This window comes from Methylobacterium sp. WL6 (assembly GCF_008040095.1).
Classification (GTDB): Bacteria; Pseudomonadota; Alphaproteobacteria; order Rhizobiales; family Beijerinckiaceae; genus Methylobacterium.
Map to the genome: position 1 here is coordinate 1 of NZ_VRVH01000044.1, position 25,151 is coordinate 25,151.

The 25,151-nt window shown below is 71.7% G+C and carries 25 protein-coding genes; 3 read left to right on the forward strand and 22 right to left on the reverse strand.

Annotated features, from left to right (window positions below; genetic code table 11):
* Positions 1 to 1,228, reverse strand: a 1,228-nt coding sequence (locus FV230_RS08950; protein WP_147842113.1) for a DEAD/DEAH box helicase, incomplete at its 3' end; no start/stop codon positions are given.
* 448 nt (positions 1,229 to 1,676) lie between these two features.
* Between FV230_RS08950 and FV230_RS08955 the strand changes: the two genes are divergently transcribed.
* The 3 genes from FV230_RS08955 to FV230_RS08965 all read left to right on the forward strand — a co-directional run bounded on the left by FV230_RS08955 (position 1,677) and on the right by FV230_RS08965 (position 5,599).
* Positions 1,677 to 3,110: a polysaccharide biosynthesis protein gene (locus FV230_RS08955; protein ID WP_147842114.1), complete on the forward strand. Its 1,434-nt coding sequence runs from the start codon at positions 1,677 to 1,679 to the stop codon at positions 3,108 to 3,110.
* A 20-nt stretch (positions 3,111 to 3,130) separates the two neighbouring features.
* Positions 3,131 to 4,249 carry a GNAT family N-acetyltransferase gene (locus FV230_RS08960; RefSeq protein ID WP_246694803.1) on the forward strand — a complete coding sequence of 373 codons (1,119 nt, stop codon included), beginning with the start codon at positions 3,131 to 3,133 and terminating at the stop codon, positions 4,247 to 4,249.
* Positions 4,250 to 4,414: 165 nt separating this feature from the next.
* Positions 4,415 to 5,599 (forward strand): acyl-CoA dehydrogenase family protein, encoded by a 1,185-nt coding sequence (locus FV230_RS08965; RefSeq protein ID WP_147842116.1) that lies wholly within the window; start codon positions 4,415 to 4,417, stop codon positions 5,597 to 5,599.
* 378 nt (positions 5,600 to 5,977) lie between these two features.
* Here the strand turns inward: FV230_RS08965 and FV230_RS08970 are convergent, their stop codons facing one another.
* The 21 genes from FV230_RS08970 to FV230_RS09070 all read right to left on the reverse strand — a co-directional run bounded on the left by FV230_RS08970 (position 5,978) and on the right by FV230_RS09070 (position 25,117).
* Positions 5,978 to 6,610 (reverse strand): DUF2939 domain-containing protein, encoded by a 633-nt coding sequence (locus FV230_RS08970; RefSeq protein ID WP_147728798.1) that lies wholly within the window; start codon positions 6,608 to 6,610, stop codon positions 5,978 to 5,980.
* 28 nt (positions 6,611 to 6,638) lie between these two features.
* Complete coding sequence (locus FV230_RS08975; protein WP_147842117.1) at positions 6,639 to 7,190, reverse strand: RNA pyrophosphohydrolase; 552 nt, start codon at positions 7,188 to 7,190, stop codon at positions 6,639 to 6,641.
* Positions 7,191 to 7,276: 86 nt separating this feature from the next.
* Positions 7,277 to 8,524: a divergent polysaccharide deacetylase family protein gene (locus FV230_RS08980; RefSeq protein ID WP_147842118.1), complete on the reverse strand. Its 1,248-nt coding sequence runs from the start codon at positions 8,522 to 8,524 to the stop codon at positions 7,277 to 7,279.
* Positions 8,525 to 8,823: 299 nt separating this feature from the next.
* A complete protein-coding gene (locus FV230_RS08985) occupies positions 8,824 to 10,146 on the reverse strand; it encodes a S41 family peptidase (RefSeq protein ID WP_147729525.1) in 1,323 nt (440 codons plus the stop codon).
* Positions 10,146 to 11,492 (reverse strand): peptidoglycan DD-metalloendopeptidase family protein, encoded by a 1,347-nt coding sequence (locus FV230_RS08990; protein ID WP_147842119.1) that lies wholly within the window; start codon positions 11,490 to 11,492, stop codon positions 10,146 to 10,148. The genes FV230_RS08985 and FV230_RS08990 overlap by 1 nt, the downstream gene beginning before the upstream one ends.
* Positions 11,493 to 11,559: 67 nt before the next feature.
* Positions 11,560 to 12,057, reverse strand: a complete 498-nt coding sequence (gene rlmH / locus FV230_RS08995; protein WP_147842120.1) for a 23S rRNA (pseudouridine(1915)-N(3))-methyltransferase RlmH — start codon at positions 12,055 to 12,057, stop codon at positions 11,560 to 11,562.
* A gap of 11 nt (positions 12,058 to 12,068) precedes the next feature.
* Positions 12,069 to 12,419 carry a ribosome silencing factor gene (gene rsfS / locus FV230_RS09000; RefSeq protein ID WP_147726620.1) on the reverse strand — a complete coding sequence of 117 codons (351 nt, stop codon included), beginning with the start codon at positions 12,417 to 12,419 and terminating at the stop codon, positions 12,069 to 12,071.
* A gap of 128 nt (positions 12,420 to 12,547) precedes the next feature.
* Positions 12,548 to 13,165, reverse strand: coding sequence for a nicotinate-nucleotide adenylyltransferase (locus tag FV230_RS09005; RefSeq protein WP_281408266.1), 618 nt, complete (start codon positions 13,163 to 13,165; stop codon positions 12,548 to 12,550).
* 33 nt (positions 13,166 to 13,198) lie between these two features.
* Positions 13,199 to 14,497, reverse strand: coding sequence for a glutamate-5-semialdehyde dehydrogenase (locus tag FV230_RS09010; RefSeq protein WP_147842121.1), 1,299 nt, complete (start codon positions 14,495 to 14,497; stop codon positions 13,199 to 13,201).
* 150 nt (positions 14,498 to 14,647) lie between these two features.
* Complete coding sequence (gene proB / locus FV230_RS09015; RefSeq protein WP_147726611.1) at positions 14,648 to 15,763, reverse strand: glutamate 5-kinase; 1,116 nt, start codon at positions 15,761 to 15,763, stop codon at positions 14,648 to 14,650.
* Positions 15,760 to 16,164, reverse strand: a complete 405-nt coding sequence (locus FV230_RS09020; protein ID WP_147842122.1) for a type II toxin-antitoxin system VapC family toxin — start codon at positions 16,162 to 16,164, stop codon at positions 15,760 to 15,762. The genes proB and FV230_RS09020 overlap by 4 nt, the downstream gene beginning before the upstream one ends.
* Positions 16,161 to 16,433 (reverse strand): type II toxin-antitoxin system VapB family antitoxin, encoded by a 273-nt coding sequence (locus FV230_RS09025; RefSeq protein WP_147842123.1) that lies wholly within the window; start codon positions 16,431 to 16,433, stop codon positions 16,161 to 16,163. The genes FV230_RS09020 and FV230_RS09025 overlap by 4 nt, the downstream gene beginning before the upstream one ends.
* A 60-nt stretch (positions 16,434 to 16,493) precedes the next feature.
* Positions 16,494 to 17,522 (reverse strand): GTPase ObgE, encoded by a 1,029-nt coding sequence (obgE, locus tag FV230_RS09030; protein ID WP_147726617.1) that lies wholly within the window; start codon positions 17,520 to 17,522, stop codon positions 16,494 to 16,496.
* Positions 17,523 to 17,729: 207 nt separating this feature from the next.
* Positions 17,730 to 18,329, reverse strand: a complete 600-nt coding sequence (locus FV230_RS09035) for a GNAT family N-acetyltransferase (RefSeq protein ID WP_147842124.1) — start codon at positions 18,327 to 18,329, stop codon at positions 17,730 to 17,732.
* 198 nt (positions 18,330 to 18,527) lie between these two features.
* The gene (gene rpmA / locus FV230_RS09040; RefSeq protein WP_147726605.1) at positions 18,528 to 18,794 is read right to left on the reverse strand and encodes a 50S ribosomal protein L27; all 267 of its coding nucleotides are present in this window, start codon (positions 18,792 to 18,794) and stop codon (positions 18,528 to 18,530) included.
* Between the two features lie 62 nt (positions 18,795 to 18,856).
* Entirely contained in the window at positions 18,857 to 19,183 is a 327-nt protein-coding gene (rplU, locus tag FV230_RS09045; protein ID WP_147726603.1) for a 50S ribosomal protein L21, read from the reverse strand.
* Positions 19,184 to 19,456: 273 nt separating this feature from the next.
* The gene (locus FV230_RS09050) at positions 19,457 to 20,419 is read right to left on the reverse strand and encodes a type II secretion system F family protein (RefSeq protein WP_147842125.1); all 963 of its coding nucleotides are present in this window, start codon (positions 20,417 to 20,419) and stop codon (positions 19,457 to 19,459) included.
* A gap of 109 nt (positions 20,420 to 20,528) precedes the next feature.
* Complete coding sequence (locus FV230_RS09055; RefSeq protein WP_243934821.1) at positions 20,529 to 21,506, reverse strand: type II secretion system F family protein; 978 nt, start codon at positions 21,504 to 21,506, stop codon at positions 20,529 to 20,531.
* On the reverse strand, positions 21,503 to 22,945 hold the full coding sequence (locus FV230_RS09060; protein WP_147726600.1) for a CpaF family protein: 1,443 nt from the start codon (positions 22,943 to 22,945) through the stop codon (positions 21,503 to 21,505). Before FV230_RS09060 ends, FV230_RS09055 begins: the two co-directional genes overlap by 4 nt.
* A gap of 126 nt (positions 22,946 to 23,071) precedes the next feature.
* The gene (locus FV230_RS09065) at positions 23,072 to 24,316 is read right to left on the reverse strand and encodes an AAA family ATPase (protein ID WP_147726599.1); all 1,245 of its coding nucleotides are present in this window, start codon (positions 24,314 to 24,316) and stop codon (positions 23,072 to 23,074) included.
* Positions 24,317 to 24,421: 105 nt separating this feature from the next.
* Complete coding sequence (locus FV230_RS09070) at positions 24,422 to 25,117, reverse strand: CpaD family pilus assembly protein (RefSeq protein ID WP_243934926.1); 696 nt, start codon at positions 25,115 to 25,117, stop codon at positions 24,422 to 24,424.
* Positions 25,118 to 25,151 lie beyond the last annotated feature (34 nt).

A 25,151-nucleotide genomic window follows, 5' to 3' on the forward strand; every position in this document is an offset into this window, starting at 1 on the left:
GGCCCGGACGGCCGCCGCCGGGGCGCTGGCCGCGGGTGTCGGGACGGCGCTCCTCGGCCTGGGCGATCTCGGCCGCCTCCTGGCGCGAAGGCGGGGTGAAGCCCTCGGGGAAGGGGGCGACGGGGATGCGCTGGCGGGTGATGCGCTCGATGTCGCGCAGGTACGCCTTCTCCTCGTCGTTGCAGAACGAGATCGCGAGCCCGTCCGCGCCGGCGCGCGCGGTGCGGCCGATGCGGTGGACGTAGCTCTCGGGCACGTTCGGCAGGTCGAAGTTGACGACGTGGCTCACCGCCTCGACGTCGATGCCGCGCGCGGCGATGTCGGTCGCCACCAGCACGCGGCACTGCCCGTCCTTGAAGGCGGCCAGCGCGCGCTCGCGCTGCGGCTGGGACTTGTTGCCGTGGATGGCGGAGGCCGCGGTGCCGACCTTCTCGAGGCCGCGCACGACGCGGTCGGCGCCGTGCTTGGTCCGGGTGAAGACCAGCACGCGCTCGATCTTCGGATCGCGCAGGATGTGGGCGAGCAGCGCCTGCTTGGCGCCGGTATGGGCGAAGATCACCTGCTGCTCGACGCGCTCGGCGGTGGTGGCCACCGGCGTGACGGCGACCTGGACCGGATCGCGCAGGTACTGGTCGGCGAGGCCGGCGATGTTCTTCGGCATGGTCGCCGAGAAGAACAGGCTCTGGCGCTTGGCCGGCAGCATCTTCACGATGCGCTTGAGCGCATGGATGAAGCCGAGGTCGAGCATCTGGTCGGCCTCGTCGAGGACGAGGATCTCGACGCCTTCCAGCGTCAGCGAGCGGCGGTCGACGAGGTCGATCAGCCGGCCCGGGGTGGCGACGAGGATGTCGACGCCCGGCGCCAGCGCCCGCTCCTGGCGGCCGATGGTGACGCCGCCGAACACAACGGTGTTGGTCAGCGGCAGGTGCCGGCCGTAATCGGAGAAGCTCTCGGCGATCTGGTTGGCGAGCTCACGGGTCGGCGAGAGCACCAGCACCCGGCAGCCGCGACGCGGCGCATGGCGCTTCTCGAGGCTCAGGCGGTGCAGGATCGGCAGAGCGAAGGCGGCGGTCTTGCCGGTGCCGGTCTGGGCGATGCCGCAGAGGTCGCGGCCTTCCATCGCTGGGCGGATCGCCTGCGACTGGATCGGGGTGGGGGTGTGGTAGCCGGCCTCTTCGAGCGCCTTCAGCACGGGCTGGGCGAGGCCGAAATCGGTGAACTGGGTCAAGGTGTTACTTCTCAGGCAGCCGGATCGCGAGCGCGGGCCCGGCTCGTGTCGAGCGGCGCCGCCAAGTACGGAGAGAGGTGCGATCCGTAGAGCAGGAGGCTGCCCGCGTGATGGGGCGGCCCGGGTGCATGCACGTTATGAAGAGAGGGGCCGGACATTCGGAGAGGCGCGATCCGCGCCGTCCCTCGTATCCGTCACGCAGCCCTCTCAAGCGGACCCGTCTGTCGGCCGCTGACGCTGCCCTCGGGCTATGCGCCTTCGCGGTTGCGAAGTCAACGGCCGGTCAACCGTCGCCGCATTGCGGGATGGACGCGGCGCCACGGCCGGTGCAGCGTCCGCCGATGCCGTCCCGTCTCCCCGCCCGCCCGCTCGCCCGAGCCATCCCGCACCGGAGCGGATCGGTCCCGTTCCGCGGGCACCGGGCCGTCCGGCCGCCCGGCGGTCGCGGATGATCGCCCACCACACCGCGATCTACGTCGGCTCCCGCGGCTTCGCCGCAGCGATCAACCTCGGTTCGGTCGCGGTGTTCACGCGTCTCGCGCCGCCGGAGAGCTACGGCACCTACCTCTACATCCTGTCCTGGTCGCTGGTGCTCTACGGAGCCACCTGCCAATGGCCGAAATTCGCGTTCTTCGCGCTGTACGACGAGGCGAGCGAGGGCGCGCAGGTCGGCACGGTCCTGCGCATCCTGCTGTGCACGCTGGCGCTGGCGGCGATCGGAAGCGCGCTCGCGGTGGCGCTTCACGTCGTGTCGCCGCGGATCGCGGCGGCGATCGTCGCGCTCGCCTTCGGCACGACCCTGTTCGAGGGCGCCACCGAGATCGCGCGCACACGACTGCAGGCCGTCGCGGTGGCGATGTCGGTCGTCCTGCGCGGAATCCTGATCCTCGGCCTCGGCAGCGCGGTGCTGATGGTGTCGGGCGACGCCGTCCATCTCGCGCTGGCCGTGGCGACCGCCTACGCGCTGTCGTCGATCCCGGCCGCCGCGACGGTGGTCCCGCTGATGCCGGGCCGCGGCAGCCGGGCGGAGGCGCTGCGCCTCATCGCCTACGGCTGGCCGCTGGTGCTGTCCTTCGGCATCGCGGCTCTGGCCCAGGTGGTCGACCGGCTGATCATCGTGAAGACCGTCGGGCCGGAGCATCTCGGCGCCTACGGCGCGATCGCCGACTTCCTGAAGCAGAGCTTCGTCGTGTTCGGCGAGGCGCTGGCCCTCTCGCTGATCTCGATCGCCAAGCGCGAGGCGCGCTCCGGGGGGATGCCGGCGGCGACCGCGGTGCTGTGCGACGCCGCCCGCGCGATGGCGCTGGTCGCGGCCTTCGGCGCCGCGTTCTACCTCAACTTCGACGGGGTCGTCGTCTCGGTCCTGCTCGGGCCGGACTATCGCGACCAGGCGCGGGCGCTGGCCCCGGTGCTGATCCTGGCCAGCGTGCTGATGATGTTCCGCGCCTACTATTTCGGGCAGATCATCTACTTCACGCAGTCGAGCCGCCTCGAGGCCGTGGCCTCGACGGCGACCCTGGTGACGGTGAGCGTGCTCTCGCTGGCGCTGATCCCGCATCTCGGCGTCGCCGGCGCGGCGATCGCCTTCGCGGCGGGTCAGGCCGCGGCCTGCCTCGTGTTCATCCTCGGGGCGAACCGGCACGGGTCCGGCCTGCCGGCGATGCCGCTTCCGCTGGCCGACATCGCCGGCATCGCGGCGATCGCCGTGGCGACCGGCCTCGTCCCGGCGGCCCTCGCCTGGCTTCCGGGCGGGGAGGGCGCCCCGGCGCAGATCCTGCGCTTCGCCGTGCTGGCCCTCGGCTTCCTCGCGGCCGCGTGGCGCTACGACGTGGTCGGCATCGCCGGCGTGGTACGGCGGCGCCTGCATCGGGTCGCCGGATGAGGGCGGGTACGACGGCCAGGATGCCGGGCGGGCTGTACGCCGCCCTGCGCCCGCTCGATCCGGCAGCGCCCGGCGTCGCGGCCTGGCGCGCGCTCGGCGCGAAGGCCTGCGTCGCCAACCCGTTCTACGAGGCCGACTACGCGCTGCCGGCGGCCGGGGCCTTCGGCGACGGCGTTCGGCTCCTGATCGTCGCCGACCGCCCGCCGGACGAGCCCGGCGCGCGATGGCTCGCCCTGTGGCCGTTCCGGATCTCGCGCATCCGCTGGGGCCTGCCGCTGCCGGTCCTGATCGGCTGGACGCACGGTTTCTGCCCCTTGGGCATGCCGCTGCTCGACGCCGCCGAGCCCGACCGCGCCCTCGCCGGGCTGCTCGATGCGCCCAGGGCGCTCGGGCTGCCGCCGCGGCTGCTGCTGCTCAACGCGCCGGCGGATGGCCGCTTCGCGGATCTGCTGGCGGCGCGGACGGGGCGGCGCGATGCCGCCTACTGGGCGCATGCCCGCGGCTCCCTCGACCTCGCTGGCCTGACGCCGGAGGCGCGCACGGGCTATCTCGGCCACGTCAGCGGCAGGAGCCGGCGCAAGCTGCGGCTCGCGCGCGAGCGCCTGGAGGCCGGCGGTGCGGTGGTGCTCGAGACGATCGCCGATCCGGCCGCGCTGATCGACGCGCTCGACGACTACGTCGCCCTCGAGACCGCCGGCTGGAAGGGCCGGGCCGGGACCGCCCTCGGCCAGCGCCCAGCCGAGGCCGCGTTCCTGCGCGGGATGGTCGCCGGGTTCGGCGCCCAGGGCCGGATCCGGATCCTGCGCCTGCGCCGCGATCGCCGCACGCTCGCCGCCGCGATCCTTCCGCGAAGCGATCACGAGGATTTCGTCCTGAAGATCTCCTACGACGAGGCGGAGGCCGCCGCCGCGCCGGGCGTCCAGCTCGTCCATCGCCTCACCGAGGCCGCGCTGCGGGACGGCGCGATCGCGCGGATCGATTCCTGCGCCGCCCCGGACTACCGCCTCGCCGAGATGTTCTGGACCGGGCGCCGGGCGATCGCGCACCGGTTGGTCGAGGCCTCGCCCGACCCGCTCTTCGCGCTCGCGGCCGCGCTGGAGCGTGCCCGCGAGCGCTATGCCAAGTGGCGGGCCCGTTAGAGCGTTGCGGCGGCGGCGCATTGCCTCCAGGGTCACGCGGTCCAGTTTGCCACGGCAAGAGACTCGAAGCTCGACCGGGAGGATCCGATTTCCAACGCCCCTGCCGCCCGCGCCGCCGATCCGTCCGAGAAGCCGGATCGCCACGCCCCGAAGCCGCCCGAGCTGATGTCGCCCTGGCGCACGGATGCGCGCGTCGCGCTCCAGGCCGAGGCCCGCGCCTTCGCCCGCGACGTGGTGATGCCGCTCGCCGACGCGCTCGACCCGCAGAAGGCCGAGATGCCGCGCTCGCTCATCGCCGCGATGGCCGAGAAGGGCTGGTTCGGCCTGACGATCCCGGCCGAGCACGGCGGCATGGGGCTCGGGGTGTTCGAGTACTGCCTCGTCTCGGAGGAACTCGCGCGGGCGTGGCTCTCGGTCGGCAGCATCCTGGCGCGGGGGCAGGGGCTCGGCACGCAGGTGCTCGACGACGCCCGCCGCGCCGACCTGCTGGCGCGGTCGGCGCGGGGCGAATGGATCGGCGGCATCGCCCTCTCCGAGCCGGGAGCCGGCTCGGACCTGGCCGGCGTGCAGACGCGGGCGGTGCGCGAGGGCGACCATTGGGTGCTGACCGGGACCAAGCGCTGGGCGGGCTTCGCGCGCGCGGCCGACTTCATCGAGGTTCTGGCCCGGACCCGCGATCCGGAGCCCGGCGAATCGCGCTCGGCCGGGCTCGAGCCGTTCCTGGTGGTCAAGCCGCCGGGCGAGTTCCCCGAGGGCATGACCGGGCACGTCATCGACAAGATCGGCTATCACGGCTTCCTGACGTTCCAGCTCGAGCTCGACGGGGTGCGCGTCCCCGAGAGCGACCGCCTCACCGGCCTCTACGGCGACGGCGGCGCGGACGCGGATTCCGGCGGCTTCGCCTCGGTGCAGCGCGGCCTCAACATCGCCCGCGTCCACACCGCGGCCCGCGCCGTCGGCGTCGCGCGCGCGGCGGTCGAGGACACCCAGGCCTACCTTCAGGAGCGCGTGCAGTTCGGCCACCCGATCGGCGACTTCCAGGCGCTGCGCTTCGCGCTCGCCGACATGGCGGCCGAGGTGGCGCAGGCGCGCGCCTTCTGGTGCCAGGTCGCCCATCTCCTCGACCAGGGCGAGGCGGCCGAGAGCGAGGCCGCCATGGTGAAGCTGCTGGCCACCGAGATGGCGGTGCGCGTCACCAACCAGGCGATGCAGCTCCACGGCGGCAACGGCTACACCACCGAGCGGCGGGTCGAGCGCTACTGGCGCGACGCGCGGCTGACGACGATCTTCGAGGGCACCAGCGAGATCCAGCGCCGCATCATCAGCGACCGGATGCTGCCGAAGGCCTGACGCCCGCACGGCGACCGCCCGCCCCCGCACGCGTGTGCGAGGCGCGACCGTCGGCGAGGCGGCCTGCCGGACGGGCTTGCGGCGGGCGGACGCCCTTTTGTGCGCGGGGACGACAACATCGAACTCGCCGACGCCGACGGCTCCGTCGGCGTCCGGGCGTCCAGGGGTGCGTTCCGGGGCCTCGTCGAGGATCGGCCGCGAGACGTTTCGCAACGATGCGGTGGTGCAGGGCCCCCAGCGCGGTGCCGGCCATCGCGGACCGCGATCGATCGGGCGCGCCTGTCATGAATGCCGGCTCGGGACATTCTCGCCCCTGCAATCGTTTGCGGGACGACGCTCGCGCGTGACCTGAAACCCGCCGCGCGCTGCCGCTCACCCTCAGGGTTGGGCAGCCGGTGCCCGCTCGCCGGCGCGGGCCCGGGCCAGGGTCCGGCCGAGGCGCTGGGCCATCTGGTCGCGCAGGGCCTCGGCGACCTCGATGTCGACGAGCCGCCAGGTCCAGCCGCGCAGGCGCAGGCGCACCCGCAGCTGCTGCGCCCGCGGCGCGTCCGGCGGGATCGCGATCACGGCGGTGCGGAAGCCGCGCATCTCCGAGGCGATCCAGAACGGAAACACCCGCCCGATGCGATCCAGCCTGAGCCCGGACGGCTTCACCCCGTCGGGACGCGGGATGTCGAGGCTCTGCGGCCAGCCGTCGTCGAGCAGGTCGAGCACGGTCTCGGGCGTCACCATCGATTCCGCGAGCGCCAGCGCCACGCCGACCGCCGCCTCGTTGAGGCGCTGGCGATCCTTAGCATCGAGGGTCGGATCGTTGTCCGACGCCGAGCGCAGGGCGGCGGTTGTCTGCCGGACCAGCGACAGCCGCAGCGTGCGGAAGTTGGCATGCTGCTGGACGAACGCGACGTCGTGCGCCCTCACCGCCCGCGCGAAGTCGTAGAGCGTCCAGAGCGGCGTCAGGGTGAAGGCGAACCAGCCGAGCACCGCGACGAGGGGAAACACCCACCAGCGCATCACCCAGCCTATCGCCCGGCCGCCGCGCTCACGCGCCGACCGACCACGCGTGCAGCGGCGCGAAGGCCGCGACGACGCCCTCGTAGACCGGCCGCTTGAACGGCACGATCAGCCCCGGCAGCTCCGCGAACGGCACCCAGCGCCACGCGTCGAACTCGGCCTTGTGGGCACCGCCGCCGGGACGCTCGACGTCGATCGCGTCGTCGTCCCCGAGGAACCCGAAGGCGAACCAGCGCTGCGTCTGACCGCGGTAGCGGCCGCGCCAGGCCTGCTTTCGCACATCGGGCGGCAAATCGTAGGACAGCCAATCCGGCGCCTCGGCGAGCAGCCGGACCGCGGCCGCGCCGACGTTGGTCTCCTCGTGAAGCTCGCGCAGGGCTGCGGCCTGCGGCGCCTCGCCGTCGTCGATCCCGCCCTGCGGCATCTGCCAGGCGAGGTCGCCCGCGACGTGCTCGGGGCCGGCCTCCGGCTTGCGGCGACCGACGAAGACGAGCCCGGCGCGGTTGATCAGGGTGACCCCGACGCAGGGGCGATAGGGCAGGCTCTCGCCCGGATCGCGGGATTCGGTGTCGCTCTTCATCGGCCGCGACCATAGGGAGGGCCAACCGGCGCGGCAACGTCGGGAAACACGATATCGGCAGCGCCCGATCGCGGCAGCCGCCGGGCTCAGTCCGCCTTCGTCACCCGCACCGCCTTCGCGCCGCGGAGCGCCACGCTCGCCGGCACGAGGCGGATGCCGCGGCCCTCGAGCTCACGACTCCAGCGCGCGATGCGCTCGATCGTCATCGGCTGGGCGCTGCCCGAGGCGAGGGCGAAGCCGTTGGCGCGGGCCTGCGCTTCGAGCCGGGCGAGCTCGCGATCGATCGCCTCCGGGCGCGGCACCGCGTCGAGGACGATCTCGGCGCGGGCCGCCGGCACCTTGGTCCTGCCGAGCAGGTCCGCGGGCACGCCGCGCGCGTTGGTGCCGTCGTCGAGAAAGCCGAGCCCGCGGGTGGCGATGTCGCGCAGGACCGGCTCGAACGCGACCGCGTCGGCCATGAACTTGGCCCCCATGAAGTTCGTGACGCCGACATAGCCCGAGAACCGGCTCATCACCCAGGCGAGGCGGTCGGCGTTCTCGGATCCCTTGGCGGCGGTGAGCAGGCCCTGCGGGCCGGGATCGCTGTCGGGGTAGTCGAACGGCTCCATCGGCGCCTGGAGCAGGATCTCGTGGCCGAAGGCGCGGGCCCGCGCCGCGCTGCGCTCGGCATCGGCGCCGTAGGGGGAGAAGGCGAGGCTGACGGCGGGCGGCAGCTTGACGATCGCGCTCGCGGTGGCGGCCTGGCCGACGCCGAGGCCGGTGAGCAGGATCGCGATGCGCGGCCCGCTGCCGGGCTCCTCGGAGCGTGCGTAGACGTCGAGCGGGCGGATGCGGCCGTCGCCGAGCTTGGGCAGGACGCCGTGGCGGCCACGCTCGGTCAGGCGCGGGTCGGGGGCGGGCGCGAGCTTGGGCGCGTCGGCCTGGGGCACGCGGATCACCACCGCCTCGGCCGGCGCGGCCGACCCGCCGGCCCGCACCACGGTGACGCCGGAGGCCGACTCGACCTCGACGGCGCTGCTCTGGAGCTTCGATGCCGGCGCAGGCTCGTTCGCGGCGGCGGCCTCCGGCGACGGGGGACGCCCGGCGGCGGGCATCGTCTCGCGGACGACGATGGCGACCTGGACCCGCGGCTCGCCCGCCTTCGGGTCGCCGAGCAGGAGCACGAGGCCGAGCACCGCCACGCCGAGGCCGCCGAGACCGGCCGCGACGGCGCGTGGAGAACGGCCGAGGGTCGCGAGGCGCGCGCGCAGGCGTGCCAGCGCGGCTTTCGGGCCGGGGGCAGGGACGTCGACCCCGAGGGGACGCGTCAGGATATCGTCGGACGAGTCGGTCACTGGCCCTCGGAACTGGCGGGGCCGCCGGAGAATCGCCGGTCGCGGCAAGGCAGCCCCGCCGTCATTGCCGGCCGCCATGGTTAATTTTTCGTAAGAGCGGCCTTCGGTCCTAGAGCCTGTTCCGTGATCACCGGATCACGGAACAAGCTCGCTCTCGTTGTGTGGTCGCGCTCTCGTCACGCGAGCCGGGATCCACCGCGCTCGAAAAGGCTCGCAACGCGCGCACGAGCGCCATGCGAAGAACCCCGCCCGGCACGCGCCGGACGGGGTTCTCGCCGTGTCGTCGATCCCGGACGGGATCAGTTCGGCATCGTCGGCTTCTGGGCGTTCGCGGCGCCCTTCTGGATGCCGTGGAGGAAGTCGACGGCGGCGGTGAGCTGCTTGTCCTTGGCGGGATCCGGCGGGACGTAGGCCGACGAGCCGCCGCGCTCCTCGACGTCCTTCTGCTTGAGGTGACCCTTCAGGCCGGCCTCGCCCTTGGTCTCGTCCTTGCCCTTGAGCTCGTCCGGGACCTCCTGCAGCACCTCGACGTCGGGCTCGATGCCCTTGGCCTGGATCGAGCGGCCGGACGGCGTGTAGTAGCGCGCCGTGGTGAGGCGCAGCGCGCCCGAGCCGCCGAGCGGGATGATCGACTGCACCGAGCCCTTGCCGAACGAGCGCGTGCCGAGGATGGTCGCGCGCTTGTGATCCTGCAGGGCGCCGGCGACGATCTCGGAGGCCGAGGCCGCGCCGCCGTTGACGAGCACCACCACCGGCTTGCCCTTGGTGATGTCGCCGGCCTTGGCCGAGAAGCGCTGGGTCTCGTCCGGGTTGCGGCCGCGGGTCGAGACGATCTCGCCGCGGTCGAGGAACGCGTCGGAGACCATCACCGCCTGGTCGAGCAGGCCGCCCGGGTTGTTGCGCAGGTCGATCACGTAGCCCTTGATCTTGTCCTGCCCGATGTCGGTCGAGAGCTTGTCCACGGCAGCCTTGAGGCCGTCGTAGGTCTGCTCGTTGAACTGCGTCAGGCGGATGTAGCCGATGTCGGCCCCCTCGACGCGCGAGCGCACGGGCTTGATCTTGATCACGTCGCGGTTGAGCGTGACCTCGATCGGGTCCTTGGCCTCCTTGCGGGTGATCTTGAGCTTCACCGGCGAGTTCACCGGGCCGCGCATCTTGTCGACCGCCTGGTTCAGGGTCAGGCCCTGGACCTGGTCGTCGTCGATCTGGGTGATGATGTCGTTCGAGAGCAGCCCCGCCTTCGAGGCCGGGGTGTCGTCGATCGGGGTCACGACCTTGATCAGGCCGTCCTCCATCGTGACCTCGATGCCGAGCCCGCCGAACTCGCCGCGGGTCGTGGTCTGCATGTCGCGGAACGCCTTGGCGTCCATGTAGCTCGAATGCGGGTCGAGCGAGGTCAGCATGCCGTTGACGGCCGCCTCGATCATCTTCGCCTCGTCGGGCTTCTCGACGTAATCGGTGCGGACCTTCTCGAACACGTCGCCAAACAGGCTGAGCTGGCGGTAGGTCTCGGCGGAGGCCGCCACGGCGCGCGGACCCGACAGGAAGTCGGTCTGCGTCGCGACCATCGACGTGCCTGCTCCCAGGAACGCGCCGAGCATGATGAGGGACGTCTTGCGCATTATCCGCGAACCTTCTCGCTGGGGCTTTTCGCCCACCAAGGCTCCGGATCGATGGAGCCGCCGTCCTTCTTGAATTCCACGTACAGGATCGGATCGCTGCCGTCGCCGCTCATCACCGGCTGGACCGCACTTCCCTCGCCCATGTTACCGACCGGCTCGCCCGCGAGCACGAATTGGCCGACCTCGACCGAGATCTGGTCCATCCCGGCCAGCAGAAGATAGTAGCCATCGCCGGCGTTGATGATCAAGAGTCGTCCGTACGACCGGAACGGCCCGGCGAACTGCACCCAGCCGTCGGCGGGAGAGGACACCACGGCCTTCGCGCGGGTGGCGAGCGAAATGCCGCGCGTCATCCCGCCGTTGCCGTCGGGCTGGTTGAAGCCGCGCAGCAGGCGGCCGCTGACCGGGCGCGGCACGTCCCCCCGGGCGTCGACGAACTTCACCTTCGGGGCGAGCTTGGCGGGGTCGCGGATGCCGGCTGCGGCGAAACGCTCCTGCGTCGCCTTCGCCTCGCGCTGCTCGGCCGCCTTGGCCTCGTCGGCGGAGCGCTTGGCGGTGGCGACCTCGCCCTCGATGCGGTCGAGGAGGTCCTTCAGGCTCCGGGCCTCCTTGGCGAGGTCGGCGGCACGGGTCCGCTCGGCGGCGAGCCCGGTCTCGACCTCCGCCTGCCGGGTCCTCCGCGCGGCGACGAGGGCCGCGAGGCGCTGCTGCTCGCGCGCCCAGCCGGCGAGGTCGTTCTGCAGGCCCTGCCGGTCGGCGGCGATCAGGCCGCGCAGGCGCACGAGCTCGGCGAGGTCGGCGGCCAGCGTGTCCACCTCGCCGCGCATCTCGGGCACGATCGCCCCGAGCAGCATCGAGGTGCGGATCACCGCCAGAACGTCTTCCGGGTTGACCAGCACCGCCGGCGGCGGGCGCCGGCCCATGCGCTGGAGCGCCGCCAGGATCTCGGCGATCACCCCGCGGCGGGCCTCGAGCGAGCGGCGGATGGCGGCCTCGCTGCCCGACAGCGTCTTGAGGCGCTCCTCCAAACGGCTCATCCGGTCCTCGGTGGCCTGGGACTGCCGGCCGGCATCGAGGAGCGCCGCGTCGAGCTTGGCCCGGTCGCCGCCGATGTTGGCGATCTCGGACTCGAACTGCGCCTTGGCGCCCACGCTCGCGGCGAGCGCATCCTGCACCCGCTTGAGGTTGTCCGCGCGGCGGTCGCGCTCGTCGATGGCGCGCTGGATGCGCTCGGCCTCGGTGACGGGCGCCGCCGCGTCCTGGGCCCGCGGACGGGCCGCGGGCAGGGCGGCGAGGGCCGCGGCGAGGGCGCCCGTGGCGACCAGCCTCGTGAGGACCAGCGTCATGGCGTGCGTTTGCCGGCTCCGTTCATCAGCGCAGGTCTCATCCAGCATTGCGGCGCACGCGAGGCATTCACCCGTCGGGATCGCCGCGATGATACGGGTGGCCCGCCAGGATCGTGAGGGCGCGGTAGAGCTGCTCGAGCGCCAGCACGCGCACGATGCCGTGAGGCAGCGTCGCGGCACCGAAGGACAGGGTGAGGTCGGCCCGGGCCCGGACGGCGGCATCGAGCCCGTCGGCTCCGCCGATGGCGACCACCAGGGCCGGGCGCCCGGCATCGCGCCAGTCGCGGATGCGCTCGGCGACGCGCTCGCTCGGCAGGTCGGCGCGGCCGCGCTCGTCGTAGGCGACGAGGACGCCGCCGGCCGGCACCTGGGCGAGCAGCCCGGACGCCTCCTCGGCGCAGCGGTCGGGGGCGCGCCGCGCACGGCTCTCGACCATCTCGGCGATGTCGCAGGCGGGGAAGCCGAGGCCGCGACCGAGCTGGGCCGCACGCTCGCGGTAGCGCGCGGTCAGGTCCCGCTCGGGCCCGTTCTTGAGGCGCCCGATCGCGGCGACGAGGAGGCGCAACGGGTCGGCGTTCAGTCGGCGGAGACGCCCGAGGGGCGGTCGGAGCCCCACATCTTCTCGAGGTTGTAGAAGCCGCGCACCTCGGGCCTGAAGATGTGGACGAGGATGTCGCCGGCATCGATCAGCACCCAGTCGCAGGCCGGCATGCCCTCGACGCGGGCGGTGCCGAAGGACTTGGCCTTCATCTCCTGCGTGATGTGGTCGGCGATCGAGCCGACGTGACGCTGCGACCGTCCAGAGGCGATGATCATCGTGTCGGCGATCGAGGTCTTGCCGGCGAGATCGATGGCGATCGTCTCCTCGGCCTTCATCTCGTCGAGGCACCCGAGCACGAGCGTCCTCAGGTCTTCGACCCTGGCCAGGGCGGCGGTCTCGGAACCCTGGGTTCCCGTGTGGAGCGACTCGGACAGCGTCCTGATTCCTCGGATATCGGCAGTGGCGACGCGCGCCTGCGTTGAACCGACGACTTTGGCCGGTTCCGGGCGGTAATTCAAGGTTCCCCGGTGCCGCTCCGCGCATCGCGGATCTGCGTCGAGGAGAGATGCGAGCGCGGGCCGTGCAGGAACACCCAGGCCGGGGGCGCCATGCCCGGCAGGGCGGAGGCGTCCGATTCCGGGATGCGGGCGGCGGCGAACCGTCGGGCGGCCCGCGCGCCCGGCGCGCTGAGGGTGTGGCCGGGGCGGTCGATCACCGCGACCGGCATCAGGCCCATGATCTCGGCCGAGCCCTTCCAGCGATGGAAGCTCGCCAGCGAATCGGCCCCCATGATCCAGACGAAGCGGATGCCCGGCCGCCGCCGCACCAGCCAGCGCAGGGTGTCGCGGGTGAAGCGGGCGCCGATCGCCGCCTCGAACCCGGTCACCGCGATCCGCGGATCGCCCTTCGCCACCGCGGCGGCCTGCGCGCAGCGCTCGGAGAGCGGCGCGATCGGCCGCCCGCGCTTCAGCGGGTTTCCGGGCGTGACCAGCCACCACACCCGGTCGAGGCGCAGGCGGCGCAGCGCCATGGTGCCGACATGCAGGTGGCCGGCATGCGCCGGGTTGAACGAGCCACCGTACAGGCCGATCCGCATCCCCGGCGACGCGGGCGGCAGCGCGCCCTCACGCAACGGCGCGGATCACGGCAGGCGAGACCGCGCCGCTCACGGGCGCGTCTGGCCGCTGCCGTGGACCCGGTACTTGAAGGTGGTGAGCTGCTCCACGCCGACCGGGCCGCGGGCATGCATGCGGCCGGTGGCGATGCCGATCTCGGCGCCGAAGCCGAACTCGCCGCCATCGGCGAACTGGGTCGAGGCGTTGTGCACCACGATCGCGGAATCGACCTCGGCGAGGAAGCGGACGGCCTCGTCGCCGTCCTCGGTGACGATCGCGTCGGTGTGGTGCGAGCCGTAGGTCTCGATGTGCTCGATCGCCGCCTCGAGCCCGTCGACGACGCGGACCGAGATGATCGCGTCGAGGTACTCGGTGCGCCAGTCGGCCTCGGTCGCCGCCGTGACGCGACCGTCCACCGCCTGCACGTCGGCGTCGCCGCGCACCGCGCAGCCGGCGTCGAGCAGGGCGGCGACGAGGGGGGCGAGATGGGTGCCGGCGCAGGCGCGGTCGACCAACAGCGTCTCGGTGGCGCCGCAGATGCCGGTGCGCCGCATCTTGCTGTTGAGCAGGATGGTCCGGGCCATGCCGAGGTCGGCGGCGGCCGCGACGTAGACGTGGCAGATGCCGTCGAGGTGGGCGAAGACCGGGACCCGCGCCTCGGCGTGGACGCGCTCGACCAGGCCGCGCCCGCCGCGGGGCACGATCACGTCGATGCAGCCGTCGAGGCCGGCGAGCATCGCGCCGACCGCGGCGCGGTCCTTCGTCGGCACGATCTGGATCGCGTCCGCGGGCAGGCCGGTGGCCTCGAGCCCGGCCCGCATCGCCTCGGCGATGGCCATGGCGCTGCGGTGGCTGTCCGAGCCGGCCCGCAGGATCGCCGCGTTGCCGGCCTTGAGGCAGAGCGCGCCGGCATCGGCGGTGACGTTCGGGCGGCTCTCGAAGATCACGCCGACGACGCCGAGCGGCACGGCGATGCGCTCGATCAGCAGGCCGTTCGGGCGCTCGAAGGCCGCGACCTGGCGCCCGACGGGGTCGGCCAGCGCGCCGATCTTCTCGACCGCGTCGGCGATCGCCGCGAGGCGGCCCTCGTCGAGGGTCAGCCGGTCGATCAGCGCCTGGCTCTGCCCGGCGGCCTTCGCGGCGGCGACGTCGCGGGCGTTCTCGCGCAGGATGGCGGCGCGGTCGGCGCGTAGGCGCTCGGCGATGGCCCGCAACGCCACGTCCTTGGTCTCAGCCGAGGCCAGCGCCAGCTTGCGGCCGGCGGCGCGGGCGCGCCGGCCGATGCCGTTCATCTGCTCGGCGAGGTCGTCGGCCGACGCGAAGCCGGATCGCATGTTCAGGACTGGCACGGGCATCATCCCAGGTCGGCGGCCTTCCCCGAGCCGCCTACGAAGCTGCGACTTATCTGCATCCTCGGGCAGCACGAAACAAGCGCCGCGGCAAAGATCGGAACGTTTCGAAAGCGCTCGTATCCAGTCACGGACGCGGCGCGACCGGTTCTAGAACATCGCCAAGTCGTCGCGATGCACCATCCAGGCGCGTCCCGGGTAGGTGAGCAGGTCGGCGATCTGCGTGCTCGGGCGCCCCTGGATCAGCGCCGCTTCCGTGCTGTCGTAGCCGACGAGGCCGCGGCCCAGCACCCGCCCGGCGCGGTCGCGGATCAGCACGGCGTCGCCTCGGCCGAAGCTGCCCTCGACGCCGCAGACGCCGACCGGCAGCAGGCTCGCCCCACCGTCGAGCGCGCGCGCCGCGCCGTCGTCGATCACCAGGGTGCCGCGCGGCTCGAGCGACCCGGCGATCCAGGTTTTCCGCGCTGCGGTGGGCGTGGAACCGGACAGGAACCAGGTGCAGCGGCCGCCCGCGACGACGCTGCGGAGCGGGTTCTTCTCGCGCCCGTCGGCGATGATCATGTGGGTCCCGCCCGACACCGCGATCTTGGCGGCCTCGACCTTGGTCCGCATGCCGCCCCGCGACAGCTCCGAGGCGGGACCGCCGGCCATCGCCTCGATCTCGGGCGTGATCCGCTCGACCACGGCCAGGTGGCGCGCGTCCGGGTCGGCATTCGGGGGGGCGGTGTAGAGGCCGTCGATGTCGGAGAACAGCACCAGCACGTCGGCCCCGATCATCGTGGCGACGCGGGCGGCGAGCCGGTCGTTGTCGCCGTAGCGGATCTCGGAGGTCGCCACCGTGTCGTTCTCGTTGACCACCGGAACCGCACGCATCTCCAGGAGCTTGAGCACGGTCGCTCGCGCGTTGAGGTAGCGGCGGCGCTCCTCGGTGTCCTGCGGCGTCACCAGGATCTGCCCGGCGACGATGCCGTGGTGGCCCAGCGCCTCGGCCCAGTGCCGCGCCAGCGCGATCTGCCCGACCGAGGCCGCGCCCTGGCTCTCCTCCAGCCGCAGGGCCCCCGGCGCGAAGCCGAGCACGGTGCGCCCGAGCGCGATGCTGCCCGAGGACACCACCAGCACGTCGACCCCGCGGGCATGCAGGTCGGCGATGTCCTCGGCGAGCGCCGCGAGCCAGGCGTGCCGCAGCCGGCCGCGGGCGCGGTCCACCAGCAGGGCCGAGCCGACCTTGATGACGACGCGGCGGAATTGATCGAGGGAGGGGGTCATGACGCCGGGACGTAAGCTGGGACGAGGTCGGTTTGGACGAAGTCGTCACCCTTGAACAGGAGGGGCGCATCGTGGGCTTTGGAGACGGCATAGGATTGGCAGTCGCCGAAGTTCAACCGCGCCGGATGCCCTTGTCCCTTCCCGAAGCGCTGGAAGGCATCGGATGCCATGCGGTACATCTGGAGCGTGAAGGCGACCGGCTGCACCGTGGTCCGCAGGATCAGGACCTCCAAAAAATCCTCGGCAAAACCCGGCATCAGCGAGCCCAGCACGATCCTGGCCTCGAGCAACGTCGGGGTTCCGATGATCGCCCGATTCTTGGCGACCAGCGTGTCGAAACGCTCGCCTTCAGGGTCTTCCATCGCAATCGCGACGATCGCCGAGGTGTCGAGCGCGATCATACCGGCAGGCCGTACTCGTCGTAGAGGTAATCATGATCGGTGGGGACGTTCGCGATGCGATGTGCCCGCGCCTCGCGGACCAGCGCTCGGATCACGTCCCGTTCGGCACGTTGCGTCGGTGTCAGGTCATCGTTGACCGTCGCGACGCGGCGGTCGAGCTCTCGCAACGCCGTGACCACCGCCTCGTCGACCGTGGTGCCGGCGCGCTCCGCGAGTTCATGGGCAAGAGCGAAGGCTTCGTCGTTCATGACGATCAGCGCTTCCGTCATCGAAACCTCCACAGGTTCAACAACCTCGGGCGATGCTAACCGACCCGATCACCCCCGTCATCACGGCTGCCAGGCCGCCTCGGGCACCCGCTCGGCCTCGGCGGCGGCATCCATCTCGCCCTGGAGCGCACGCAGCGCCTCCGGCACGCCCTGGCCCGAGGCCGAGGACAGGACGAGCGGCTTGCGCTTGGCGGCGCGCTTCAGGCGGGCGACCTGCTCCTTCAGGGTGTCGGCGTCGATCGCGTCGGCCTTGGAGAGCGCCACGATCTCGGGCTTGCCGGCGAGGTCCTCGCCGTAGGCCTCCAGCTCGTGCCGGACCATCTTGTAGGCCTTGCCGGCATGCTCGCAGGTGGCGTCGACGAGGTGCAGCAGCACCCGGCAGCGCTCGACATGGGCGAGGAACCGGTCGCCGAGTCCGACGCCCTCGTGTGCGCCCTCGATCAGCCCGGGGATGTCGGCGAGCACGAACTCGCGGGCATCCGAGCGCACGACGCCGAGCCCCGGATGCAGGGTGGTGAAGGGATAGTCGGCGATCTTCGGCTTGGCCGAGGTCACGGTGGCCAGGAAGGTCGACTTGCCGGCGTTCGGCAGCCCGACGAGGCCGGCATCCGCGATGAGCTTGAGGCGCAGCCAGATCCACTGCTCGGTGCCTTCCAGACCCGGATTGGCGTGCTTCGGGGCGCGGTTGGTCGAGGTGGTGAAGTAGGCGTTGCCGAAGCCGCCGTTGCCGCCCTTGGCGAGCCGGACCCGCTGGCCGACCTGGGTCATGTCGGCGATCAGGTGCTCGCCGTCGACCGCCAGGATCTGGGTTCCGGCCGGCACCTTCAGCACCACGTCGGCGCCGTTGGCGCCGTGGCGGTTCGAGCCCATGCCGTGCTCGCCCTTCCGCGCCTTGAAGTGCTGCTGGTAGCGATAGTCGATCAGCGTGTTCAGGCCCTCGACGCACTCGACCCAGACGTCGCCGCCGCGCCCGCCGTCGCCGCCGTTGGGGCCGCCGAACTCGATGAACTTCTCGCGCCGGAACGCGACGCATCCCGCGCCCCCGTCGCCGGAACGGACATAGACCTTGGCTTCGTCGAGGAATTTCACGGTGTCGCTCGTCTTCATGTCGGGGCGCGGGCCACCGGCCCGCCCCGTCTCGTTCACGCCGCGGCGATGCGGCCCCGTCCATCGGCGTCGCGCACGCTGCGCAGCTCCGCCGCGAACCCCGTCGCTTCGGCCTTGGGCCGAGACGGCGAGGGATCGATTCCGATCGATCCGTCCGGCGACGTCAAGGGCGCCGGGCCGATCGCTTCGTCAGGCCGCCCGGTCGCAGCCGGAGACCCCGAACCGGGCCGACCACGCGGCGCGGTCGAGCCGGAAGCGATCGGATGTCAGGTCGCAGCCGCGGACGGGGACGAAGTCCGTCGCCGTTCCCGTGCGGACGAAGCCGACCTTCTCCAGCACCCGGCGCGACGCCGGGTTCTCCACCCGCGCATCCGCCGACAGCACCGAGCCGCCGGCATAGGCGAAGTAGGCGTGCACCATCGCCTCGGCGGCCTCGGTGGCGAGGCCGCGGCCCCAGAAGGGCCGGCCGAGCCAGTAGCCGAGGCGGGCCCCCTCCGTCGCCGCGTCGGCGCGGATGCCGACGAACCCGACGAGGCCGTCCGGGTCGGACCGGAGCGAGACCGCCATCGCCAGGCCCTCGCCGGCGGCGTTGCAGCGCCGCGCCTCCAGCACGAAGGTCTCGGTCTCCATCCGGTCGATCGGGTGGCGGATCCGCGCCGTCATCTCGGCCACCGACCGGTCGCCCGCGAGCCGCACGATCGCGTCCACGTCCTTGGCGCGCGGCCAGCGCAGCCACAGGCTGCGGGTCTCGATCCGGAAGACGTCGTCGCGGGTCAGATCGGGGAACATCGTTCGGGCTCCTCCGCCGCGATCCTCCGTAGCGGAGGACCGTTGCGCTGAGACGACGAAAGGGAGGATGGCGCCCCATCCTCCCCCGCGTCTTCCGTTCGACCCCCCGGCCTCGTGGCCAGGATGCGAGAAACAGATCCGCCGGTTCGGTGTGGGACACCGGCGGGGCCTGCTTCGCCTGTTCGAGGCGCCCGCCGTCTACTCTGCCGCTTGCGCGAGCGGCACCACCGCCACGAAGGCGCGGCCGCGCTTGGTCTGGAACTCCACGCGACCCTCGGTCAGCGCGAACAGGGTGTGATCCTTGCCCATGCCGACATTGGTGCCGGGGTGCCACTTGGTGCCGCGCTGGCGCACGATGATGTTGCCCGGAATCACGGCTTCCGAGCCGAACTTCTTCACGCCGAGGCGCTGGCCGGCCGAGTCGCGGCCGTTGCGGGACGAGCCGCCTGCTTTTTTGTGTGCCATGGTTCAGTCTTTCGAATGACGTGGGATAGGAACGTGCGGATCGCGTGGGGGCGGGGTCGCCCTTACGCGCTCTTCGAACCGGCCGAGAGGCCGGTGATGCGCACGACCGTGTGGTGCTGGCGGTGGCCGCGCTTGCGCCGCGAGTTCTGCCGGCGGCGCTTCTTGAAGGCGATGACCTTCTTGTCGCGACCGTGGGAGACGATCTCGCCGGTGACGCTGAAGCCCGACAGGAGCGGCGCGCCGACCTGGGTCGCGTCGCCGTCGGTGAACAGCAGGACCTCGCCGAAGGTCACGGCGGAGCCTTCGTCGCCTTCGAGGCTGGCGATGGTGATGGTGTCGTTCTCGGCAACGCGATATTGCTTGCCGCCCGTCTTGATGACTGCGAACATCGTCTCTCTCGTGGTTCGAACGGCCTCCGGGACGCGCCCTGGACCGACTTCTTATGCATTCGTCGCGATCCGCCCGAAGGGCCGCCGCAACGCGAAACGCACGGCCTTCTGCGAGGAAGCCGCGCGTTGTGCCCGGTGGATAGGGGATCGGCACGCGATCTGTCAAGGATTTGCGGGGGCGAATGCTTGCCCGCATTGGCCTCGAAGAGCGCGCGCCGCGAGCGCTTCCGAGCCGAGGTGGCGACGCCGGGCGGGAGCGGCGCCCCTCGGGCGTCAGCGCATCGCCTGGATGATCGCCGGGCTGATGATCACCACGAACAGCACCGGCAGGAAGAACAGGATCATCGGCACGGTCAGCTTCGGCGGCAGCGAGGCCGCTTTCTTCTCGGCCTCGTTCATGCGCTGGTCGCGGCTCTCCTGCGCAAGCACGCGCAGCGCCTGGCCGATCGGGGTGCCGTAGCGCTCGGCCTGGATCAGCGCCGTGACGACGGCCTTCACCGGCTCGAGGCCGACGCGCATCGCGAGGTTCTCGTAGGCCTGCCGGCGATCGGGCAGGAACGACATCTCGGCGGTCATCAGGGCGAGCTCCTCCGCCAGCACCACCGAGGTGGCGGCGATCTCGGTGCTCACCTTCCGGAAGGCGTGCTCGATCGCCATGCCCGATTCGACGCAGATCAGCGTCAGGTCGAGGGCATCGGGCCAGGCGAGCTTGATCTCGGCCTTGCGCTTGTTCGACTTGTTGACGAGGTAGAGTTCCGGCGCCTTGATGCCTCCGTAGGCGCAGGCGATGACGATGCCGAGGCGCATCAGGTAGGGCTGGTCCAGCGCCTCCAGCACGAACAGGTAGAACAGCGAGCCCAGCGTCGCCGAGATCGGCATGACGAGGCGGAAGAACAGGAACGTGGTCTCGGATTGCTGGCCGCGATAGCCGGCCATCAGGAGCTTGCGCTTGGCCGTGTCGGTGCCGAGCCAGCGGCGCAGGTCGAACCGCTCGACGACCTGCTTCATGTAGGCCTTGGGCTCGATCCGCAGCGTCGCCTTGGTGTTGAGGCGCTCGCGTTCCCGCCGCCGGATGATCTCGCGCTCGTCGCTGACGAGCTTCATCCGCTTGCCGAGGTTGTCGCTCTCGAGGAACGGCTGCGCCACGGCGAAGGCCGTCGCCGCCACGGCGACCGCGGTCAGCGCGATGCCCATGGTGCGCGGGTCGAAGACCTTATCGGCGATGAGGTCGATCATGGCGATGGGCTTCCGCGAAAGGGCCGTCGGGCTTCGGGTGACGACCGGATGTGATCGAGCCCGGCACGGCGCGATCCGGGCTGCCGGACGGCGCGGGCCGCAGGCGGGCTCAGATGTCGAACGCGATCATCTTCTTGATGGTGAGGATGCCGATGCTCATCCAGATCGCCGAGCCCAGCAGCGCGAGCTTGCCGAAATTGGTGGTCCAGAGGATCGAGATGTAATCCGGGCTGGTGAAGTAGGTGATGCCCGCGACGAAGAACGGTAGCGCGGCGATGATGCCGGCGGAGGACTTGGCCTCCATGCTCATCGCCTGGACCTTGCCGGCCATCTTCCGACGCTCGCGCAGCACCCGCGACAGGTTGGAGAGCGCCTCGGAGAGGTTGCCGCCCGATTGCTGCTGGATGTTGATCACGATCGCGAAGAAGTTCACCTCCTGCACCGGGACCCGCTCGTAGAGGCGCGAGACCGCCTCGCCGAGCGACAGGCCCAACGCCTGGGTCTCGATGACGACCCGGAACTCCGAGCGCACCGGCTCCTCGGCCTCGCGGGAGACCATGCGGAAGCAGTCGCTGACGGGGATGCCGGTTCGGATGCCGCGCACCACCACGTCGACGGCGTTGGGCAGCTCCTTCGTGAAGTTCGCGATGCGGCGCTTGCGCAGGTGGCGCAGCAGCAGCATCGGCACGCCGAGGCCGCCGACGAAGGTCCCCCCCAGCCCGGCGATCGGGCTCGCGGTGATCATGAGCACGAGCAGGCCGACCACCACCGCGAGGCCGGCGGAGATCATCCAGTAGGTCCGCTCCGACCACGCCAGGCCGGCCCGCGCGATCTTGAGCTCGAGGGTCACCTTGGCGGCGCCCTTGGCCTTGGCCTCGATCTCGCCGAGCGTCTTCGCGACCTGCTCGCGCCGGTTCACGGTGACGCCGCGGATCGCGTTGCCGGCGGCCGAGGCGCTGATCGTCCTGAGGCGCTGCGTCGCCCGCCGCTCGCCCATCAGCAGCGGCATCAGGAAGACGTAGCCGAGGGCGAGCGTGGTCACGAAGACCAGCCCGACGGCGAGCGGGACGTTCGCGGCGGCGTTCACAGCGCACCCGACGCCTCGGCGGCGGCGTCGAGCGCCTCGCCGAGTTGCCGCTCCAGCCCGTAGTAGCGCGCCCGCTCCCAGAATTTCGGCCGGCCGACGCCGGTGGAGCGATGGCGCCCGATCAGCTTGCCGTTGGCATCCTCGCCGACGATGTCGAACAGGAAGACGTCCTGGGTGGTGATGACGTCGCCCTCCATCCCGAGCACCTCGGTGATGTGGGTGATGCGGCGCGAGCCGTCGCGCAGGCGGGTGGCCTGCACCACGACGTCGATCGAGCCGCAGATCATCTCGCGCAGCGTCTTGGAGGGGAGGGTGAAGCCGCCCATCGAGATCATCGACTCGATGCGCGACAGGCACTCGCGCGGGGAGTTGGCGTGCAGCGTTCCCATCGAGCCGTCGTGGCCGGTGTTCATCGCCTGCAGCAGGTCGAACGCCTCCGGCCCGCGCACCTCGCCGACGATGATCCGCTCCGGCCGCATGCGCAGGCAATTCTTGACGAGGTCGCGCATGGTGACCTGGCCCTGGCCCTCCATGTTGGGCGGACGCGTCTCCAGGCGCACCACGTGCGGCTGCTGAAGCTGCAGCTCCGCCGCGTCCTCGCAGGTGATGACGCGCTCGTCGTGCTCGATGAAGGCGGTGAGGCAGTTCAGCAGGGTGGTCTTGCCCGAGCCGGTGCCGCCGGAGATGACGATGTTGCAGCGCGACCGGCCGATGATCTTCAGGATCTCCGCCCCCTCCGGCGAGATCGCGCCGAAGCGTACGAGCTGGTCGAGGGTGAGCTTGTCCTTCTTGAACTTTCGGATGGTCAGGGCCGGGCCGTCGATGGCCAGCGGCGGCGCGATGACGTTGACGCGGGAGCCGTCCGGAAGGCGCGCGTCGCAGATCGGCGAGGCGTCGTCGACCCGGCGCCCGACCTGGCTGACGATGCGCTGGCAGATGTTCATCAGCTGCTGGTTGTCGCGGAAGCGCACGTTGGTGAGCTGGATCTTGCCGTTCACCTCGATGAAGGCGCGGTTGGCGCCGTTGATCATGATGTCGGCGATGTCGTCGCGGGCGAGCAGCGGCTCCAGCGGGCCGTAGCCGAGCACGTCGTTGCAGATGTCGTCGAGCAGCTCCTCCTGCTCGGCGATCGACAGCACGATGTTCTTGAGGCCGATGATCTCCGAGACGATGTCGCGGATTTCCTCGCGCGCCGCATCGGGCTCGAGGCGCGAGAGCTGCGCGAGGTCGATCGCCTCGATCAGCGCGCCGAAGATCATGCTCTTGGTGCGGTAGTAATCCTCCGAGCGCGGGTTGTCCTGCGCCACCACGGCGGGCGACGCATCCATGCGTTTGCCGGCCACGTTCTCCTGCACCAGCACCGGCGCGGTCGCGCGCAGGGCGGCCGGCGGCGGTGCTGCAGCCGGCGCCGCCGCGGTACCCTGCCTCCTACCGAACATGGGACGAATCCTCGGATCGCGTCGGAAAGGACGGGCGCGCAGACGTCCGCGCGCATCTGGCTGCGAGCCGCGCGTGGGCCGCATCGCCCGCCGGGGAGGGCACGGCGGCCCGCGAGAGCGCCGGCATCAGGACGCCTTCCGGCGCGCGAGCTTCGCGAGGAGCGGCTCGAGCAGGTTGGGGCGGGCGCGCTTCGCCTCCGGCCGTCCCAGCATCGCCGCGGCGAGGTCGGCGAAGATCTCGGCGGCCTTCGAGCCGGCCTGCACCTCCGCGATCATCTGGCCGTTGTTGGCGGCGGTGCCGAACAGCGCCGGGTCGAACGGGATGCTGGCGACGAGCGGCGATTCCAGCGCCTTGGTGAAATCCGCCGCGCCGATCTCGGGACGCTTGGGCACCCCGACGCCGTTCAGGATCACCCGGGGCCGCGCATCGTTGGGCCGGCCCTGCTGCAGCGCGCCGAGCAGGTTCTTGGCGTTGCGCAGGCTGGCGAGATCGGGGCCGGCGACGATCAGGATCTCGTCGGCCCCGGTCAGCACCCGCTTCGACCAGGCGCACCACTGGTGCGGCACGTCGAGGACGATGCAGGGCACGGCCGCACGCAGGTGGTCGATCAGCGCGTCGAAGGCCGGCTCGGACAGGTCGATGGTGCGGTCGAGGCTCGCCGGCGCCGAGAGCAGGCTGAGCTGGTCGCTGCACTTCGAGAGCAGGCGCTCGACCAGCGCCGAATCGAGGCGCTCGGGCGCGAACACCGCCTCGGCGACGCCCTGGGGCGGATCCTGGTTGAAGTTGAGCGAAGCGGTGCCGAAGGCGATGTCGAGGTCGGCGATCACCGTCTGCGCGCCCTGGCCGCGGGCGATCGACCAGGCGAGGTTGTGGGCGACCGTCGAGGCGCCGATGCCGCCCTTGACGCCGTAGACCGCGATGGTCCGCCCGACCGGCTTGACCCCGGGGGCGGCGAACAGGTCCGAGAGCGAGGCGATCAGCGTCAGCGGCTCGACCGGCGCCATCAGGTAGTCGCTGACGCCGCGCTGGATGAACTGGCGATACAGCGTCACGTCGTTGACGTGCCCGATGACGAGCACCCGGGTGCCGGCGTCGCAGACTTCGGCGAGGGCGTCGAGGCATTCCATCGGCCGGGATTTCGGACCCTGCGTCTCGATGATGATGACGTTGGGGGTCGGCGCGTGGCGGTAGGCTTCGACCGCGGCCGCGCCGCCCCCCATCTGGACCTTGAGGTGGGCCTTCTGCATGCGCCGGTCCGTCCCGGCGCTCTCGATCATCGCAGCGGTCTCCGCGACCTCGCAGAACGCCTGGATCGTGATCCGGGGCACCGGGGCGATCATCCGCTCAGATGTCTCGGGGTGGTCCGCCATGACGAGGCCTTCGGGTTCGGGTTCTTGAGTCTGGGATCTAGGTCTTAAGTCTTAACGTTTGGGTCTCTGGGTCGGCGGAGCCGGGGCGTGGCGCCGCGCGGCGGCTCACTCGCTGACCGAGGACTTCACGCTCGTCTTGCCATCCTGGCGCCAGGCGGTTGACGGATCCTTGCCCTCGCGAAGCTGGCCGATGTCCTTGACCCGGCGGATCGTGTCGATGCGACCCTCGGGACGCCCGCGCACCAGGTCGACCGGGTCGGCGACCTGGGCGGCGATCGTCGCCTGGGTGGAGCAGCCGAGGTTCCACGACGGCTGATTGCGGAAGTTCGCGATCGGGCTGCTCTCGCCGAGGTCCTGGGGCCACAGCCCGCACTTGTCGGCGACGCGCGCCTCCATGCGGTGGAAGCTGAGGCGGATCGGGCTGGCGAGGCCGGGATCGGCGACCGGGTAGCCGGAGACCACGATCTCGCGCGCCGGCACGCCGCCCTCGGCGCCGAGCCGGCGGATGGCGGCGGCGGTGCGCTCGACGCCGGCGCCGACGGAAGGGGCCACCCCGCGCGGCAGGTCGATCACGAGGCTGCCGCGGCCGTAGCGGCGATATTCCAGCAGGAACGCGTCGATGTCGGCGGCCTGCCGCGGGTCGAGGTGCCCGACCCCGGTGACGAACACGTCGAGGACGCGGCTGCCGTCGGCGAGCACGATCGGATGGCGGGCGCGATAGTCGGCGGGCGCGATCGAGCCGGTGACGGCACGGTCGGAATGGCAGGCGCCGAGCGAGCCGCCGACGGAGGCGGCGAGCATGGCGAGGGCCAGGGTGCGTCGGGCGGGGGAGGGC

Coding starts and splice junctions, on each gene's coding strand:
- FV230_RS08955 (WP_147842114.1), top strand. CDS start 1,677: ATGATCGCCCACCACACCGCGATCTACGTCGGCTCCCGCGGCTTCGCC.
- FV230_RS08960 (WP_246694803.1), top strand. CDS start 3,131: ATGCCGGGCGGGCTGTACGCCGCCCTGCGCCCGCTCGATCCGGCAGCG.
- FV230_RS08965 (WP_147842116.1), top strand. CDS start 4,415: ATGTCGCCCTGGCGCACGGATGCGCGCGTCGCGCTCCAGGCCGAGGCC.
- FV230_RS08970 (WP_147728798.1), bottom strand. CDS start 6,610: ATGCGCTGGTGGGTGTTTCCCCTCGTCGCGGTGCTCGGCTGGTTCGCC.
- FV230_RS08975 (WP_147842117.1), bottom strand. CDS start 7,190: ATGAAGAGCGACACCGAATCCCGCGATCCGGGCGAGAGCCTGCCCTAT.
- FV230_RS08985 (WP_147729525.1), bottom strand. CDS start 10,146: ATGCGCAAGACGTCCCTCATCATGCTCGGCGCGTTCCTGGGAGCAGGC.
- FV230_RS08990 (WP_147842119.1), bottom strand. CDS start 11,492: ATGACGCTGGTCCTCACGAGGCTGGTCGCCACGGGCGCCCTCGCCGCG.
- proB (WP_147726611.1), bottom strand. CDS start 15,763: ATGACCCCCTCCCTCGATCAATTCCGCCGCGTCGTCATCAAGGTCGGC.
- FV230_RS09020 (WP_147842122.1), bottom strand. CDS start 16,164: ATGATCGCGCTCGACACCTCGGCGATCGTCGCGATTGCGATGGAAGAC.
- FV230_RS09025 (WP_147842123.1), bottom strand. CDS start 16,433: ATGACGGAAGCGCTGATCGTCATGAACGACGAAGCCTTCGCTCTTGCC.
- FV230_RS09035 (WP_147842124.1), bottom strand. CDS start 18,329: ATGTTCCCCGATCTGACCCGCGACGACGTCTTCCGGATCGAGACCCGC.
- rpmA (WP_147726605.1), bottom strand. CDS start 18,794: ATGGCACACAAAAAAGCAGGCGGCTCGTCCCGCAACGGCCGCGACTCG.
- rplU (WP_147726603.1), bottom strand. CDS start 19,183: ATGTTCGCAGTCATCAAGACGGGCGGCAAGCAATATCGCGTTGCCGAG.
- FV230_RS09050 (WP_147842125.1), bottom strand. CDS start 20,419: ATGATCGACCTCATCGCCGATAAGGTCTTCGACCCGCGCACCATGGGC.
- FV230_RS09060 (WP_147726600.1), bottom strand. CDS start 22,945: ATGTTCGGTAGGAGGCAGGGTACCGCGGCGGCGCCGGCTGCAGCACCG.
- FV230_RS09065 (WP_147726599.1), bottom strand. CDS start 24,316: ATGGCGGACCACCCCGAGACATCTGAGCGGATGATCGCCCCGGTGCCC.
- FV230_RS09070 (WP_243934926.1), bottom strand. CDS start 25,117: ATGCTCGCCGCCTCCGTCGGCGGCTCGCTCGGCGCCTGCCATTCCGAC.